This is a genomic window from Bacillus paramobilis, assembly GCF_038096195.1.
Taxonomy (GTDB): domain Bacteria; phylum Bacillota; class Bacilli; order Bacillales; family Bacillaceae_G; genus Bacillus_A; species Bacillus_A mobilis.
Map to the genome: position 1 here is coordinate 4,859,722 of NZ_CP151108.1, position 15,023 is coordinate 4,874,744.

Sequence of the window (15,023 nt, forward strand, 5' to 3'; positions counted from 1 at the left end):
TACCAAAAACTGTTAAAAGGCTTTTTCTATTTTTTCATATACGGGGCTAATACTCTCAGAATTTCTTCCTTATCCTTCTTTAACTCAAGTGATGTTAACATATCCATCGTTCTCGGCCTAGGTAATTTCACTTGTACCTCACCAACTATTGAGGCTGGTCTTTGAGATAAAATAAATACGCGATCCGAAAGCAAGATTGCCTCATCCAAGTCATGTGTGACCATAACGATTGTTTGCTTCTCTTGGTGCCAAGAGTTTAAAAGCCAACTATGTACTTCCATTTTTGTAAAGGCATCTAATTTTCCAAAAGGCTCATCAAGTAGCATAATTGGCTTTTCACATAAATAAGTGCGCAGAAAACTAATTCTTTGACGCATACCACCAGACAATTCATCTGGATAATGATCTGCATATTCATCTAGTTCAAACTGCTTTAATGCTTTCATTCCCTCTGTTAGCCTTTGTTTTTTCGGTTTCCCTTCGATTTCTAATGGAAGAACTATATTTTGCAAAGCTGATCGCCACGGCAGTAATAAATCCTGTTGCGGCATATAACTTACAACATCTTGCTCTTGCATTTGCTTATCGTTATACGTTACATTCCCACTTGTTGGATTTTCAACATTTGCAATCATATTTAATAATGTGCTTTTCCCGCAACCACTTGGGCCTACAAAAGAAACGAACTCTCCCTCTCGTATAGAAGCACTAATATTTGCTAATACATTCTTTCCATCAAAAGCTTTTACAACCTCGTTTATTTGTAATCCACTCATTTTTCACTTGGAAGGAACTCATTTGTAAAGGCATCTTTCACATCAATTTTCTTCTTAATAACTTTGTTATCATATAAGAAATTCATGTAATTCGTCCAAACTTCTTCCTTCTGTACTCCCCATGCTTTTGCATCATCTTGATACTTCGTGCTTAACCACTTTTGACTTTCTTGTACTAAGTCTTTATTTACATCTGGAACAGCTTTAATTAAAATATCAGCAGCTTCTTTCGGTTCTTTAATTGTAAAATTATACCCTTCTGTCGTTGCACTCATAAACTTTTTCACAAAGTCTTTATCTTGCTTCGTATGTTTTTCACTCGTAATAATAACAGGACTATAGAAATCAAGCGCTGGGTCTAGGTCTTTCACCATAATCGTATTTAACTCTTTTCCTTGGCGCTTCGCTTCAATTCCATCCCATCCGTAATAAATCCATTCAAAGTCTGCATCACGGCCGATTGATTTAAAGAAATCGGTTTGTCCTAAGATGATTTTTTCAACTTTATTAAAATCAGCTTGATGTTTCTCCATAATTGTCTTTAACGTTGCTTCTTCTGCTGGTCCTCCCCAGCCTCCGTAACGTTTACCTTCAAAATCTTTCGGTGAAGTCATGTTATCTTTCTTAAGCGATGCAAAAGCTGAAGTGTTATGCTGAATAATCGCCCCGACAGATACAACAGGAATACCTTCTACACGAGCCAACGTTACATTTTCTTGTGCGCTTATTGCGAAGTCAGCTTTTCCTGAAGCTATCATTTGCTCCGCTGTCACATTATCACCAGGCTGAATAATTTCTACATCTAAGCCTTGCTTTTTATAATAATCTTTCGCTTGCGCTACATATAAGCCAGTATGATTCGTATTTGGAAACCAATCTAATACTACTTTTACTTTTTGATCTTTACTTGCACTTTCTTCTTTCTTCGCCGGATTACACCCAACCACACTTACTGCTAATAAGGCAGCCAACATAACTTTTAAACCTTTTTTCATTTTCTGCCGTCCTTTCTATATATCCATGGTGCTGTTATTCTTGCCATAAACTCCACGATAAAATACAGACATAATGTCACCATAACAATAATTGCTGCCACACCAAATACTCGGGCTGTTAAAAAGGATTTCGTAGCTCTCGTAAGCATAACTCCTAATCCTTCACTGGCACCGAGCCATTCCCCAATAATCGCTCCCATTACGCTATATGTAACTGCAATTTTTAACCCTGAGAAAAAGTATGGAAGCACTGCTGGAAACTTTACTTTCTGGTAAACTTGCCATTTCGTTGCCTTCATCGTTTGCAACAACTTCAACATATTTTTATCTACTGTTTGAAAACCTTCTAAAATGCTAAGCGCAATCGGGAAGAAACAAACGAGTATTACTACCATTACTTTCGGTAGCATTCCATATCCAAACCAAATAATAAATAACGGTGCAAGTACAACGATTGGAATCGTTTGCGAAATAACAAGCAACGGATTTATTAAAATACGAAATAAAGGGATAACATCCATAATAATTGCAATACTTGTCCCAATTAAAATCGCAAAAAACAGTCCGATTAGAACCTCTTGTAACGTTTGCATCGTATTCGGTAATAATAAATCTTTCATTCCAATTAATTCTTGAACAATGGCAGAAGGCTTCGGTAAAATCCACGGTTCAATTTTAAATAATGAAACAGATCCTTCCCATATCGCAATGAGAAGGATAAGCCAAATAGTTGTAATTATTTTAGATTGCTTCTGGTTTTGCATATTCATCACGGTACTTCCAAACCTTTTCATCTATCGTTACACCAGTGCTTGGACGATAATGGATTTTAATAGAAGTAATCACTTCCTCTGCTCCAGCATCCACACAAGCTTGTTGCGCACGTTTAATGACATCAAGAAGTACATCTAATTCTCCTTCCAGCGTTGTTTCCATTGCCCCTACTTCATAACGAACTCCCGATTGTTGTACAACCTCAATTGCTTTATCAACAACAGAATACACATCTTTGTTCTTCGCTTGTGGTACTACTGAAAATGAAATTGTAACTTGTTGTGACATAGTAAAATCCCCCTTATAAAATGAAATATTAAAACAAGAAAAGGCTTTCCTACTGCGTAGGAAAGCCTTGTATGCAAGTTATTATAGAATAACATATGCTACATCACTTTAAGTAACTCCCTACGCTGGCATTATCCAGATCAGGTTGAGGGTCGATGTTTGTTTACATCCTCTCAGCCAATTGGCTCCCCGGTCCTTAATTCGTTTTCATTGTAGCATGATTTATTTTATTGAACAAACAAAAGCGCGTATAATCATTTCATTTAACTTTTGAATTCTCCTATTAACTCTTGTAACTCCTGCGAAAGCCAGCTTAAAGAACTAGCTAATTCCGCAATATCTTGTACAGACATTTCCTGTTCTTTCATAATTTCTTCAACATTACTACTACTATTCGCATACGTATTGGCGATAAGTGATAATTCATTTACAACCCGAACAATATTTTGGCTATTTTGCAATATATCACTTGAATTGGCAGAAACAACTCTAACCTGATTTGTAACAGATTGTGCTGATTTTGAAATCCCACCAAAGAAAGCACTACTACTTTCAACAAGTTTCATGCCCGATTCTACTTCTTTTAAAGCATTTTTCATTGAAACAACAGCTTCTTCCGTACCAGCTCGTGTTTCCCCTATTAATTTTGCTATATCTTTTGCTGATGCTTCGGTCTGCTCTGCTAATTTACGCACTTCATCCGCAACAACGACAAATTCCTCACCAGTTTCCTCAACACGTGAAGATTTAATAAAAGCATTTAGAGCTAGCGAATTCGTTTGATTTGAAATACCGGTAATTACTGTTACAATATCACTAATTTCTTTTGATCTTGTTTCCAAAGAATAAATAATAGAAGATAAATCTTGTACTGCATTTTGTATTATGTTCATTTGATTAATCGTCTGTTCAATAATACCATTTCCTTTTACTGAATGATGCTTTGTACCTTCAGACTCTTTCGCCATTTGTTTTGCAGTATTCGTTATCTCTTCCATCCTATCTTCCATTTCATATATAATGTCTAAATACTTTGGTACTGCAGTTTCTTGTAGTTGAACGCCAGCCCTTAACTCAACTATAGAACTTACGATTCCTTGGACTGCCATGCTATTTTCTTTCGTACTCACTGACAATTCTTGTGAAGATGAGGAGACCTGTTCTGCTGTCTGCTTCACTTTATCTATAATTCCTTTAAACTTTTCGATGGTATTATTAAAATACGCATTAATAATACCAATATCATCTGGTCTTTCCTCTAATTTAATACTTAAATCACCTTCACCGACTTTACGTAATCCTTCACGTAAATCTCGCAATGGAGCAAGTGCGTTACGTACGATTAGGAATTGAATAACCGTTGCAATTAAAACAGAAATACAAATAAACATTAAACCTTGTATAATGAACTTTTCTTTTGTCATAGGAACAATAGAAGCATCTACATCAGCTGCAACAAGTGCCACAATGTTTCCTTCTCCATCTTTAATTGGCTCTAATATCGTTACCCATGATCCTAATGCGTCTTCATATACTACTGTCATGTTTGCTTTTTTTGTGCTCATTACTTTATCATATGCTTCCATCCAAAGATCTGGTTGTTTATAATATTCTCCCGGCCTTACTTCAACAACATTTGCTAAACCTGTAGACAAATCGATGATTTGTAGCTCACCTTTTTCATTTTTTTTCGCTCCAACAATATACGTTTGTCCAACACTATTCAGTTCTTCCGTTGATTCATCTAATTTCTCTGTTAACTTCTCTCTCTTTTCTCTTTCTGCCGCTGGGTCTTTTGCAACATCTCTCAATATTTCTGTATCTAATTTATGTAATACCGTATCTCCCGTTTCAAAAGAATGCCTTTCAAATATAGACATCATACTATTTTGAAACATGTTAAAACTTAACGCTCCCATAGTACCAACAAGCGTCAAAATAACTAACACAGTTAACAATACATTTTTTTGAAGAAATGATAGCTTATGCCAATATTTTTTCATTAACATCACCTTTCTTAATTAACTTAATTTAAAGTAAAACTATTAAAATATAAACCTTATTAATAAATGATAAAAGTTCTCATTTGTTTACAAATAAAAAAAAGACCAATGAAAAGAGCATTGGTCAAGACCAACCCTATCCGTCCGGTAACTGGCTAGCATAGCCTTGCGGCCTTAGCTCCTGTAGTTTTGCGTCCTAATGTTTCCATCAGTTTGCCTTTCTCGCTGAACGAGTTGAACGATATGGGAGTTCTATGAGAATTAAAGTATTCTCTATCAAAGATTACAACATAAAAATTAAAATGTCTACCTATTTAGAGATGCAAATGTAAAGTTTCAACGTATTATTTTTTCGAAATAATTTAACAAAGTTCGTGAATGTTACAATTCTTGTGTTATATAATAAAAAATGTATATAACACAAGGATTGTTTTGAGTATTTATTTTAATTTTCATTCAAATTAAATTATTCGAATATATCTTAACTAATGAATTTCGGAGGTAGTTTATCATGTTTTGGCTACAATTTCTTACGTTACTACTCTGCATTTTTATTGGCGCACGCCTAGGCGGAGTGGGTCTAGGAGTAATGGGTGGCGTTGGTATGGCAATACTTGTTTTCGTCTTCCACTTACAACCTACAGCTCCTCCTATTGATGTAATGCTTATGATTTTAGCAGTAATTACAGCCGCCGGTGCACTGCAAGCCGCTGGAGGAATGGACTACCTTGTTCATCTGGCTGAGAAAGCATTACGAAAAAATCCAAAGCGCATTACATTCTTTGCTCCAATTGTTACTTATTTATTTACACTGTGCGCAGGAACTGGTCACGTTGCTTATTCTGTACTTCCTGTTATCGCAGAAGTCTCTCGCGAATCTGGGATTAGACCAGAACGACCAATGTCAATTGCCGTAATCGCTTCCCAACAAGCAATTACAGCTAGTCCTATATCAGCTGCAACAGTTGCACTTTTAGCAATGTTAGCTGACTATAAAATCACTTTATTAGATATTTTAAAAGTAAGTATCCCTTCTACTTTCATCGCTTGTATGGTAGCTGCATTTGTTGCTAGCAAAATGGGGAAAGAATTAAATGAAGACCCTGAATACTTAAAACGATTAAAAGAAGGAATGATTCCTAAAATTGAAGAGAAGAAAGAATTTGTTGGTTTAAAAGGCGCTAAACTATCCGTTATCCTTTTCTTAGTAGGAACTTTCCTTGTCGTACTTCTCGGTTCATTTGAAGCACTTCGTCCAGGATGGATAGTTGATGGGAAGTTAACCCGTCTTTCCATGCCAAATACAATTGAAATGGTTATGTTAACGATCGCAGCTCTTATTATTATTTTCTGTAAACCAAATGTAGAAAGCATCGTGTCTGGTAACGTCTTTAAAGCGGGGGCAACAGCAGTTGTTGCTATTTTCGGGATCGCTTGGATGGGAGATACTTTCTTTAACGGAAACTTAAATATGATTCAAGGCTCCATTCAGCACCTAGTAACAAGTGCACCATGGCTATTTGCCATCGCATTATTCATTCTATCTATTTTACTATATAGCCAAGCCGCAACAGTACGCGCTTTAATGCCTCTTGGATTATCACTCGGTATTCCACCAGCACTACTAATCGCGATGTTCCCTGCAGTAAATGGATACTTCTTCATTCCAAACTATGGAACAATCGTTGCTGCCATTAACTTTGATCGTACTGGTACAACTGGCATTGGTAAATATGTTTTAAATCATAGCTTTATGATTCCAGGCCTAATCGCAACATTCACTTCTATCGGAATTGGAATGCTCTTAATTTCAATTATGTTTTAAAGAAAAAGCACAAACCTACAAATTTACAGGGTTTGTGCTTTTTTAATCAAACGTTTGTTTAAATATTTTTAACTGTCCATTCTTCCATTATGTTTTTTAATATTTGTTTAAAGTCCTCTGGGAAAAGATGACCTAAACCTTCCCTCACAATTAATTTACAGTTCACATTATATTCCTCGAACATTGATATTAATTGAAGTGTGTTTTCGTAAAATAGATCTTTGTCTCCCGTAACAATATATCCTTCTACATTCGTTATATCATTTGATGCAACTATACTTTCAATTGCCTTAACATCTCGAATAGCAGGTATAACTGCAACAAATTTTTGAGTCGCTAGCATATTCTTTAACGCTAACTCTATCGCTATATTTCCCCCTTGAGAAGCTCCCGCAAGAATGGTATCTTCCAAGTCATATTTATCTATAAAATCATTAAAAGTTTTCATAATATCTTTTATAGCTATATCATGATTATCCCAGCTATAAGAATTCATTCCGTATATTTGTGAGGACTGAGAAAAACCTAATATATACTCCCGTAGTACTTCTTCCCCACACCAATATGGTGCAAAATCATTTATATTTGATCCTCGCCAATGTAAAGAAAATAACCCTATCTTCGCCTCTTTATTTCCATAAGTAAATAATTTCGGTTCGGCTGTTAGCTGCTGTTTCTTAAAGATTTCTTCACACTTTTTCACTATTATTTTAAAAGCTGCATTCTCTCGTAATCCCTTTAAATCTTCATCCTGCATAAGTGTATGTGGATTCCACCAAATCCCCTTTTCTAAAGCTTCGTTTAAACTAACAATTACTTCCTCATACTTACCTTCTGCCGAAAGTACACACGCTTCCCAAAAACTAGTTTTTTCTATTCTTTCAGGAAACTCCCTTTTTGCTTTATCTATGCATCTATAAATCGCTTCGAATTCCCTTTTTTCGAATAAACGAAACAACTCATTTTGCAACTCTACAAACTGTTTCCTTTTCAAACAATCCTCCCCCTTTTTCTAACTACCGATATCAAAAAATAAAAAGCTATGTAGCGTTTTAATACTACATAGCCTTCTTCTACAAACTCTTACTTACTTCCTCTACTAGCTTCTTCGTACTTTCATAGGCAGATTCCGCTAAACTAATCGCAGAAATAATGGAAACACCGTCCGCACCTGCTTCTATAACTGAAGCTGTATTTTCAATTGTAATACCACCAATCCCAACGATCGGTATTGTAATTCCTTGTTCTCTAAAATGAGCTAAACCTTTCGTTCCTTGAACTGCTTTCGTATCTTTTTTCGTACTCGTTGGGAAAATAGGGCCAACACCTAAATAATCAGCTCCGTTTTCAATTGCCCAGTTTGCTTCTTCAATTGTATGTGTAGATACACCAACAATTTTATCTCTCATTTTTTCACGAACAGAAGTAATCCCTTCATCATCTTGTCCAACATGCACGCCATCTGCATCTAACTCGAGAGCTAATTCCACATCATCATTTACGATGAATGGGACACCGTACTCCTTACAAATTGCTTGTAGTTCTTTTGCGAAATAAATGCGTTTCTCTCCCGTTAAAGCGTCTTCCCCCTTTTCACGAAATTGAAAAATTGTTATACCACCTTCAAGTGCATCTCTCAATACTTGCAGTGGATCCTTCGTACAATTGTTACTTCCCATAATAAAATATACTGATAATAACCTAGACATTTCTGCCTTTGAAATACGCGACATTTATTTTCCCTCCTTACTATATAACCTCAATCTTCCCATACTTCTCTATATCACCCGAAGTCGTATTCGCTAACTGATTTAAAAATTCAATTTGGAAACTACCAGGTCCCTTTTCCACTGTCTTAGCAGCTGCCAGTTCTGCAGCTACGCCATAAAACGTTAATGCCGCTACCGCTGCCTTTACATAATCTTTTTCTACCGCTACAAATGCTCCTATTACAGAAGTTAGTAAACAACCAGTACCCGTAACTTTCGTTAAAATAGGATGGCCATTTCGAATAACAATAGTTCGCTGCCCATCTGTAACAACATCCTCTTCTCCAGTAATTACCGCAACTGTATTCAATTCATCCGCTGCCTGCTTTGCAATACTTACGACATTACCATTTCCAGCACCAGCGTCTACCCCTTTAATTTTCCATCTCTCATTAATAACGTTCGCTATTTCAGCTGCATTTCCACGGATAATCCCTAACTCGATTTCAGCCGGAATATGTCTCGCAACTTCTGTTCGATACGATGTTGCTCCTGCACCAACTGGATCAAACAGTACCGGTACATCATTCGTATTAGCCGACTTACCAGCAAGTAACATCGCTTCTACCTCGTCAGGACGAAGTGTTCCCATATTTAATACTAACGCTCCAGCAATGCTAGCCATTTCTGCTACTTCTTCTTTTGCATACGCCATGACAGGCGATGCTCCTAGCGCTAACAAACCGTTAGCTGTAAAATTTGTTACAACAACATTTGTAATATTATGAACGAGCGGATTAGACTCTCTCACCAAATCCACTACTTTACTAATTTCTTTCATATTCATCCTTCTCATCTCCTAACTATAGTGATGGGAGATACACAAAAAGGCACTTTGCGCGTACGCAAAGTGCCTGAACATGTGCTTTTACACTCTCCCTACGCTGGCATTATCCAACAGGTTCAAATGGTCAATGACGGATTAGTCATACTCTCAGTTTGCATCCACAAACTCCCATGTGTTTAGTATTCTTCTACTTCAAAGTCTACTCTTATTCTAATAAAATAACAAGCTCTTTCCTTTTATAGAATGATAGAGATCATAACTCTTCTGGTTCAACCATTCTTCTCCTTTATATAGGTAAAACTCTCACACTTATATTTCATCACAAATAACTCAAACCGTCAGCAAGACTGAATAGAACAAAGATGTATGCTATATTTAACGTATGGAAATTTGAAAGGATGTTTTTAAATATGGCAAAAAGTATTGTAATTGCTGAAAAACCTTCTGTTGCACGTGATATCGCACGTGTACTGAAATGTGATAAAAAAGGGAACGGCTATCTTGAAGGTAGTAAATATATTGTAACTTGGGCTTTAGGTCACCTTGTTACGTTAGCAGATCCAGAAAGCTATGATGTGAAATATAAACAATGGAATTTAGAAGATTTACCTATGCTACCTGAGCGTTTGAAATTAACGGTTATTAAACAAACTGGGAAACAATTTAATGCTGTAAAAAGTCAGTTACTTAGAAAAGATGTAAATGAAATTATTGTAGCAACAGACGCTGGGCGTGAAGGAGAATTAGTCGCTCGTTGGATTATTGATAAGGTTCGAATTAACAAACCAATCAAACGTCTATGGATTTCATCCGTTACTGATAAAGCAATTAAAGATGGTTTTGCAAATTTAAAACCAGGTAAAGCATATGAAAATTTATACGCTTCAGCAGTTGCACGTTCAGAAGCTGACTGGTATATCGGTCTTAACGCGACTCGCGCTTTAACGACTCGCTTTAATGCCCAGCTGAATTGCGGCCGTGTGCAAACACCTACTGTCGCGATGATCGCTAATCGTGAAGATGAAATAAAGAACTTCAAAGCTCAAACTTACTACGGCATCGAAGCTCAAACGACAAATCAGTTAAAGCTAACTTGGCAAGATGCAAACGGCAATAGCCGTAGTTTTAATAAAGAAAAAATTGATGATATTGTAAAAGTTTTAGATAAGCATAATGCTACTGTTGTGGAAATTGATAAAAAACAGAAGAAGTCATTCTCTCCTGGTCTTTACGATTTAACTGAATTGCAACGTGATGCCAATAAAAAATTCGGTTACTCTGCGAAAGAAACATTAAACATTATGCAGAAATTGTATGAGCAACACAAAGTGCTAACATACCCTCGTACAGATTCACGCTATATTTCATCTGATATCGTTGGGACACTTCCAGAACGTCTAAAGGCGTGCGGAGTTGGAGAATATCGTTCTTTAGCACATAAAGTATTGCAAAAGCCTATCAAGGCTAATAAATCATTTGTTGATGATAGTAAAGTAAGCGATCATCACGCAATTATTCCAACAGAAGGATACGTTAACTTCTCCGCCTTCACAGATAAAGAACGTAAAATTTATGATTTAGTTGTCAAACGTTTCTTAGCTGTTTTATTCCCGGCCTTTGAATATGAACAACTAACGTTACGCACAAAAGTTGGCAATGAAACGTTTATTGCACGCGGAAAAACAATTTTACATGCCGGCTGGAAAGAAGTATATGAAAACCGCTTTGAAGATGATGATGTAACAGATGGCGTAAAAGAGCAACTTCTACCTCGCATCGAAAAAGGCGATACATTAACTGTAAAGTTAATTATGCAAACATCAGGGCAAACGAAAGCACCTGCACGTTTTAATGAGGCGACTTTACTTTCAGCAATGGAGAATCCTACAAAATATATGGATACGCAAAATAAACAACTTGCTGATACGTTAAAATCAACTGGTGGATTAGGTACTGTAGCAACGCGTGCTGATATTATCGACAAGTTATTCAATTCGTTCTTACTTGAAAAACGTGGTAAAGATATTCATATTACTTCAAAAGGCCGTCAGTTACTTGATTTAGTGCCAGAAGAGTTAAAATCACCTACACTAACTGGTGAGTGGGAACAAAAGCTAGAGGCAATCGCAAAGGGTAAACTGAAAAAAGAAGTATTCATTTCAGAAATGAAGAACTATACGAAAGAAATTGTTGCTGAAATAAAATCAAGTGATAAAAAATATAAACATGACAACATTTCAACGAAGTCTTGTCCAGATTGCGGTAAACCAATGCTAGAGGTAAACGGCAAAAAAGGAAAAATGCTCGTTTGCCAAGACCGTGAATGTGGTCATCGTAAAAACGTATCTCGTACAACAAACGCTCGTTGTCCGCAATGTAAGAAGAAGTTAGAATTACGTGGTGAAGGTGCAGGACAAATCTTTGCATGTAAATGTGGCTATCGCGAGAAATTATCCACATTCCAAGAAAGACGTAAAAAGGAATCTGGAAGCAAGGCTGATAAGCGCGACGTTCAAAAATATATGAAACAACAGAAAAAAGAAGAAGAACCATTAAATAATCCGTTCGCAGAAGCTTTAAAGAAATTAAAATTTGATTAAACAAAAAGGTTCCTACCACTCTCGGTAGGAACCTTTTATTATTAATGAATAATTTTACTTCCTTTTGCGTTCTCAACAAACTTTTCACTCGATTTGTTAATTGGTGTTTTCAGTAATAACGCAGCTACAATCATAACTACTACGAAAGCACTTAACACAAGTAAATCTCGCGTTACGATATCCCATAGCATTCCGCCTACTGTTTCACGAATTGCACTAATTGCGTATGTGAACGGTAAGAACGGATAAATTGCTTGGAAGAACGCTGGTGTCATTTGAATTGGGAATGTTCCGCCCGATCCTGCTACTTGCAGTACAAGTAAAATGATCGCCATCGATTTCCCAACGTTTCCGAAAATAGAAACGAGTGAGTATACGATACAAACGAAGACTCCACCAATAAATAAACTAAATAACACAAACCAGAACTTATCGACTACGTACGTACCGAGCAAGAATATATCTCCCATCGATACGATAAACGCTTGTGAAAGACCTATCGTTAAGAATGTTAATAAACGTCCAAAGTAAATTTCATGGCTCTTATAATTCGCGCCCTCTTCGTGTACTTCTACTGTTAATAATGAAACCATTAATAATGCGCCTACCCATAATGCAAGCACTGTATAGAATGGTGACATCGCTGAACCGTAGTTCGGCATCGCAAATAATTTATTCTCTTTTAAATTTACTGGATTCGCAAAGTAATCACTTTGTTTTTCAACATCATTTTTCAATAAGCGTATGATGTCTTTTATATCCTCTTCCGATTCAAAATCACGAATTTTATTTGCTAAGTCTTTAATCTTCTTCTCAGTCTCCGGCATGTCAGCCTTAATGTCTGTTAATTTCTTTTTACCGTCCACTAAGCCTTTTGATGAATCTTCTAGTAGCTTTTTAACATCTGGAAGCTTTTTGTCTGCTTCTTTTAAAATTTGAGATGTGTTTTTCGACATCTCTTTTGTACGAGCAATTGCTTCATTAAAGTTTGGAACGATTTCTGAATCGTACTTAGCTAAGATGTCACCTATTTGACCCGAAACATTTTTAGATACTTCATTAATACTCTCAATAACATCTGCCGCTGGTTTTTGACCTTTATTAATAGCGTCAATTCCTTTATCAGTTAAATCGATTCCTTTTTGAAGACCATCTTTTACTTTATTCAATTTAGAAATCATGTTATTCGTGTTCTTATCACTATTTACATCTGCTAAAACTTTATTCGTATTTTCCATAACAGGAATCATATCGTTAACTAAATTTAGCCCGGCTTTGAACTGGCCATTTAAATCATTTAAAGCTACTTTTGTAGAATCTAGTCCGTTAACACCTTTATTACTTAAGTCTTCTCTAGCTTTTTCAAGCTCTGTTTTTAATCTGCTGTAATTATTTACAGCCTGATCATAGCCTTCTCTACCATTGTCTAATATCTCGTTAACTTTTTTTATTTCTTGATTTAAATTCTGTTGCGCATTTCCAGCTTTATCTTTTAATTGTTCAGCCGTACTTACCGCTTTTTCAAAATCCGCTACAAACGTCGCATTATAATCTGCCTCCGCTTGGTTTACTAAATTATTTATTGCATTTAACTTTTGATTAGTAGCATCTCTTACATCTTGTTTCACTTCTTGCCCTGTACCTATAATATTAGCGATATCTTTAACGCCGCCATTTGCATTTTCGATAGCTGATTTAAGATTCGTTAATTTATCTATTCGTTTTTGGAAGAAGTCTTTTCCAGAATCAGTTGGTGCGGATTCTTTAAATTTAGTAAAGATATCAATTACATATGAAACACTATCCACACGACCTTGAAGATTCTCAGAAACCTTATTAAGATCTTGTTTCGCTTTTTCTGGATCAAAATTACCATTTTGTAACCCGTTTATAACTCCCTGTGCATAAGTTGTTCCAACACGTATTGAGCCGAATACATTATTTACAGTTTGATCAATATTTTTAGCTATATCTTTATATAATTGACCATTCACCTGCGGTAATTCTGGTATCTGTGGAATAGTTATATTAGGTAACACTGGGAATTTAGATGGATCTGGAAGTGCCATATTGAAATCAAAAGATGGATTTTTTAAGAAATCCGTAATCGCCGCCGCACTATTCAAACCTGTTTGCATTGCGATTAAATTATTCTTAATAGTTCCTGGAGCACGATTCAATGTTTCATCGTTTCTCGCAAAGAATGCATCTAAGCTCTTAAGTGTATCCTGACCATCATTAATAACACTCTCTACAACCGGCAATTCTTTCTGCGCTACTTTTACTACATCCTCTGCTCGAGTCGCATCATCTAACGCCTTATCCATCAGTGTATTCATTTCTGGGAACTGCGCTTCTAACTTAAATACAAGGTCTTTTACTTTCTCGATACTTGGTAAGTTTGTTTCTAAATCGATTCCAAGATCATTAAAAACTTTAAAAATCTCACCGTTCGCTGTTTTAACGAAGTTTTTACTAATTTCTTCCGTAATACCTGATGCACCTTTTGCTGTAATTTTCGGTGCAATCGCATTTACTTTTTCATTTACATAGTAATCAAGTTCTGGCTTTTGTGGATTTTCATCCAGAACAGTTGCAATTTTTTCAGAGAAGTCTTTTGGGATTGTAATACTTGCATAATAATCCCCACGCTCAACTCCGTAAATCGCCTGCTTTTGGTCTACAAATTTCCAACCAAGTTTCTTGTTTTTCTTTAGAGAATCTACAATCTCGTCCCCGATATTGATATCTTTCCCTCTTAAATTAGAGCCTGCATCTTGGTTAGAAACTGCAATGGGAACCTCTTTTGTATTTCCATATGGATCCCAAGAAGCTTTAATGTTAAACCATGCATATAACGATGGTAAAATCATTAACCCTAAAACAATAACAATTGCAGCCCAATGTTTAGCTACATTCCGTAAATCTGTCTTATAAATACGCCAAATTTGTTTCATAGAAGTTATCACCTAATTATATATTTTTCCTTCTTTAGAAAATGATACATACATTTTGCAATTATATCACTTTCTACATCGTGGATTAAACGAAAATACACTATTTTTCCCATTAAATATTTCACTTACTTCATTATATAACGAAGTAAAAAAAGTATGCATACAAAATGACCAAATTAGTTTTACATTCAATAATAACAAATATATAGGAAATGTCATAAAAAGTACAAGTATTTTCTCTTGGCAATA

Annotated in this window: 11 protein-coding genes and 3 riboswitches; of the genes, 2 read left to right on the forward strand and 9 right to left on the reverse strand. The window is 35.9% G+C overall.

The window, feature by feature from the left end:
• Nucleotides 1-26: 26 nt before the first annotated feature.
• The 5 genes from AABL52_RS24885 to AABL52_RS24905 form a co-directional block, all read right to left on the reverse strand.
• On the reverse strand, nucleotides 27-776 hold the full coding sequence (locus AABL52_RS24885) for an ABC transporter ATP-binding protein (protein WP_341518636.1): 750 nt from the start codon (nucleotides 774-776) through the stop codon (nucleotides 27-29).
• Nucleotides 773-1,771, reverse strand: a complete 999-nt coding sequence (locus tag AABL52_RS24890) for an ABC transporter substrate-binding protein (protein WP_341518637.1) — start codon at nucleotides 1,769-1,771, stop codon at nucleotides 773-775. The genes AABL52_RS24885 and AABL52_RS24890 overlap by 4 nt, the downstream gene beginning before the upstream one ends.
• Nucleotides 1,768-2,541, reverse strand: a complete 774-nt coding sequence (locus tag AABL52_RS24895) for an ABC transporter permease (RefSeq protein ID WP_001057159.1) — start codon at nucleotides 2,539-2,541, stop codon at nucleotides 1,768-1,770. The genes AABL52_RS24890 and AABL52_RS24895 overlap by 4 nt, the downstream gene beginning before the upstream one ends.
• Nucleotides 2,513-2,833, reverse strand: a complete 321-nt coding sequence (locus AABL52_RS24900) for an MTH1187 family thiamine-binding protein (RefSeq protein WP_000082898.1) — start codon at nucleotides 2,831-2,833, stop codon at nucleotides 2,513-2,515. The genes AABL52_RS24895 and AABL52_RS24900 overlap by 29 nt, the downstream gene beginning before the upstream one ends.
• A 100-nt stretch (nucleotides 2,834-2,933) precedes the next feature.
• A riboswitch (TPP riboswitch) is annotated at nucleotides 2,934-3,035 on the reverse strand.
• A gap of 61 nt (nucleotides 3,036-3,096) precedes the next feature.
• Nucleotides 3,097-4,836 (reverse strand): methyl-accepting chemotaxis protein, encoded by a 1,740-nt coding sequence (locus AABL52_RS24905; RefSeq protein WP_341518638.1) that lies wholly within the window; start codon nucleotides 4,834-4,836, stop codon nucleotides 3,097-3,099.
• Nucleotides 4,837-4,979: 143 nt separating this feature from the next.
• Nucleotides 4,980-5,064: riboswitch (cyclic di-GMP riboswitch) on the reverse strand.
• Nucleotides 5,065-5,347: 283 nt separating this feature from the next.
• On the opposite strand from AABL52_RS24905, the gene AABL52_RS24910 reads away from it, so the two are divergent.
• The gene (locus AABL52_RS24910; protein WP_097844113.1) at nucleotides 5,348-6,661 is read left to right on the forward strand and encodes an anaerobic C4-dicarboxylate transporter family protein; all 1,314 of its coding nucleotides are present in this window, start codon (nucleotides 5,348-5,350) and stop codon (nucleotides 6,659-6,661) included.
• A gap of 58 nt (nucleotides 6,662-6,719) precedes the next feature.
• On the opposite strand, the gene AABL52_RS24915 is transcribed toward AABL52_RS24910, so the two are convergent.
• The 3 genes from AABL52_RS24915 to thiM form a co-directional block, all read right to left on the reverse strand.
• Nucleotides 6,720-7,655: a DUF3089 domain-containing protein gene (locus AABL52_RS24915; protein WP_341518639.1), complete on the reverse strand. Its 936-nt coding sequence runs from the start codon at nucleotides 7,653-7,655 to the stop codon at nucleotides 6,720-6,722.
• A gap of 79 nt (nucleotides 7,656-7,734) precedes the next feature.
• Nucleotides 7,735-8,394 (reverse strand): thiamine phosphate synthase, encoded by a 660-nt coding sequence (thiE, locus tag AABL52_RS24920; protein WP_341518640.1) that lies wholly within the window; start codon nucleotides 8,392-8,394, stop codon nucleotides 7,735-7,737.
• 16 nt (nucleotides 8,395-8,410) lie between these two features.
• The gene (thiM, locus tag AABL52_RS24925; protein ID WP_341518641.1) at nucleotides 8,411-9,217 is read right to left on the reverse strand and encodes a hydroxyethylthiazole kinase; all 807 of its coding nucleotides are present in this window, start codon (nucleotides 9,215-9,217) and stop codon (nucleotides 8,411-8,413) included.
• A gap of 72 nt (nucleotides 9,218-9,289) precedes the next feature.
• A riboswitch (TPP riboswitch) is annotated at nucleotides 9,290-9,399 on the reverse strand.
• A gap of 228 nt (nucleotides 9,400-9,627) precedes the next feature.
• Here thiM and topB point away from each other — a divergent pair.
• A complete protein-coding gene (gene topB, locus AABL52_RS24930; RefSeq protein ID WP_341518642.1) occupies nucleotides 9,628-11,817 on the forward strand; it encodes a DNA topoisomerase III in 2,190 nt (729 codons plus the stop codon).
• Nucleotides 11,818-11,858: 41 nt separating this feature from the next.
• Here the strand turns inward: topB and AABL52_RS24935 are convergent, their stop codons facing one another.
• Nucleotides 11,859-14,774 (reverse strand): YhgE/Pip domain-containing protein, encoded by a 2,916-nt coding sequence (locus AABL52_RS24935; protein ID WP_341518643.1) that lies wholly within the window; start codon nucleotides 14,772-14,774, stop codon nucleotides 11,859-11,861.
• Nucleotides 14,775-15,023 lie beyond the last annotated feature (249 nt).

What these genes read in the sequence shown, in the direction of transcription:
- AABL52_RS24885 (WP_341518636.1), bottom strand. Translation starts at nt 776, where the DNA reads ATGAGTGGATTACAAATAAACGAGGTTGTAAAAGCTTTTGATGGAAAG.
- AABL52_RS24890 (WP_341518637.1), bottom strand. Translation starts at nt 1,771, where the DNA reads ATGAAAAAAGGTTTAAAAGTTATGTTGGCTGCCTTATTAGCAGTAAGT.
- AABL52_RS24895 (WP_001057159.1), bottom strand. Translation starts at nt 2,541, where the DNA reads ATGAATATGCAAAACCAGAAGCAATCTAAAATAATTACAACTATTTGG.
- AABL52_RS24900 (WP_000082898.1), bottom strand. Translation starts at nt 2,833, where the DNA reads ATGTCACAACAAGTTACAATTTCATTTTCAGTAGTACCACAAGCGAAG.
- AABL52_RS24905 (WP_341518638.1), bottom strand. Translation starts at nt 4,836, where the DNA reads ATGAAAAAATATTGGCATAAGCTATCATTTCTTCAAAAAAATGTATTG.
- AABL52_RS24910 (WP_097844113.1), top strand. Translation starts at nt 5,348, where the DNA reads ATGTTTTGGCTACAATTTCTTACGTTACTACTCTGCATTTTTATTGGC.
- thiE (WP_341518640.1), bottom strand. Translation starts at nt 8,394, where the DNA reads ATGTCGCGTATTTCAAAGGCAGAAATGTCTAGGTTATTATCAGTATAT.
- thiM (WP_341518641.1), bottom strand. Translation starts at nt 9,217, where the DNA reads ATGAATATGAAAGAAATTAGTAAAGTAGTGGATTTGGTGAGAGAGTCT.
- topB (WP_341518642.1), top strand. Translation starts at nt 9,628, where the DNA reads ATGGCAAAAAGTATTGTAATTGCTGAAAAACCTTCTGTTGCACGTGAT.
- AABL52_RS24935 (WP_341518643.1), bottom strand. Translation starts at nt 14,774, where the DNA reads ATGAAACAAATTTGGCGTATTTATAAGACAGATTTACGGAATGTAGCT.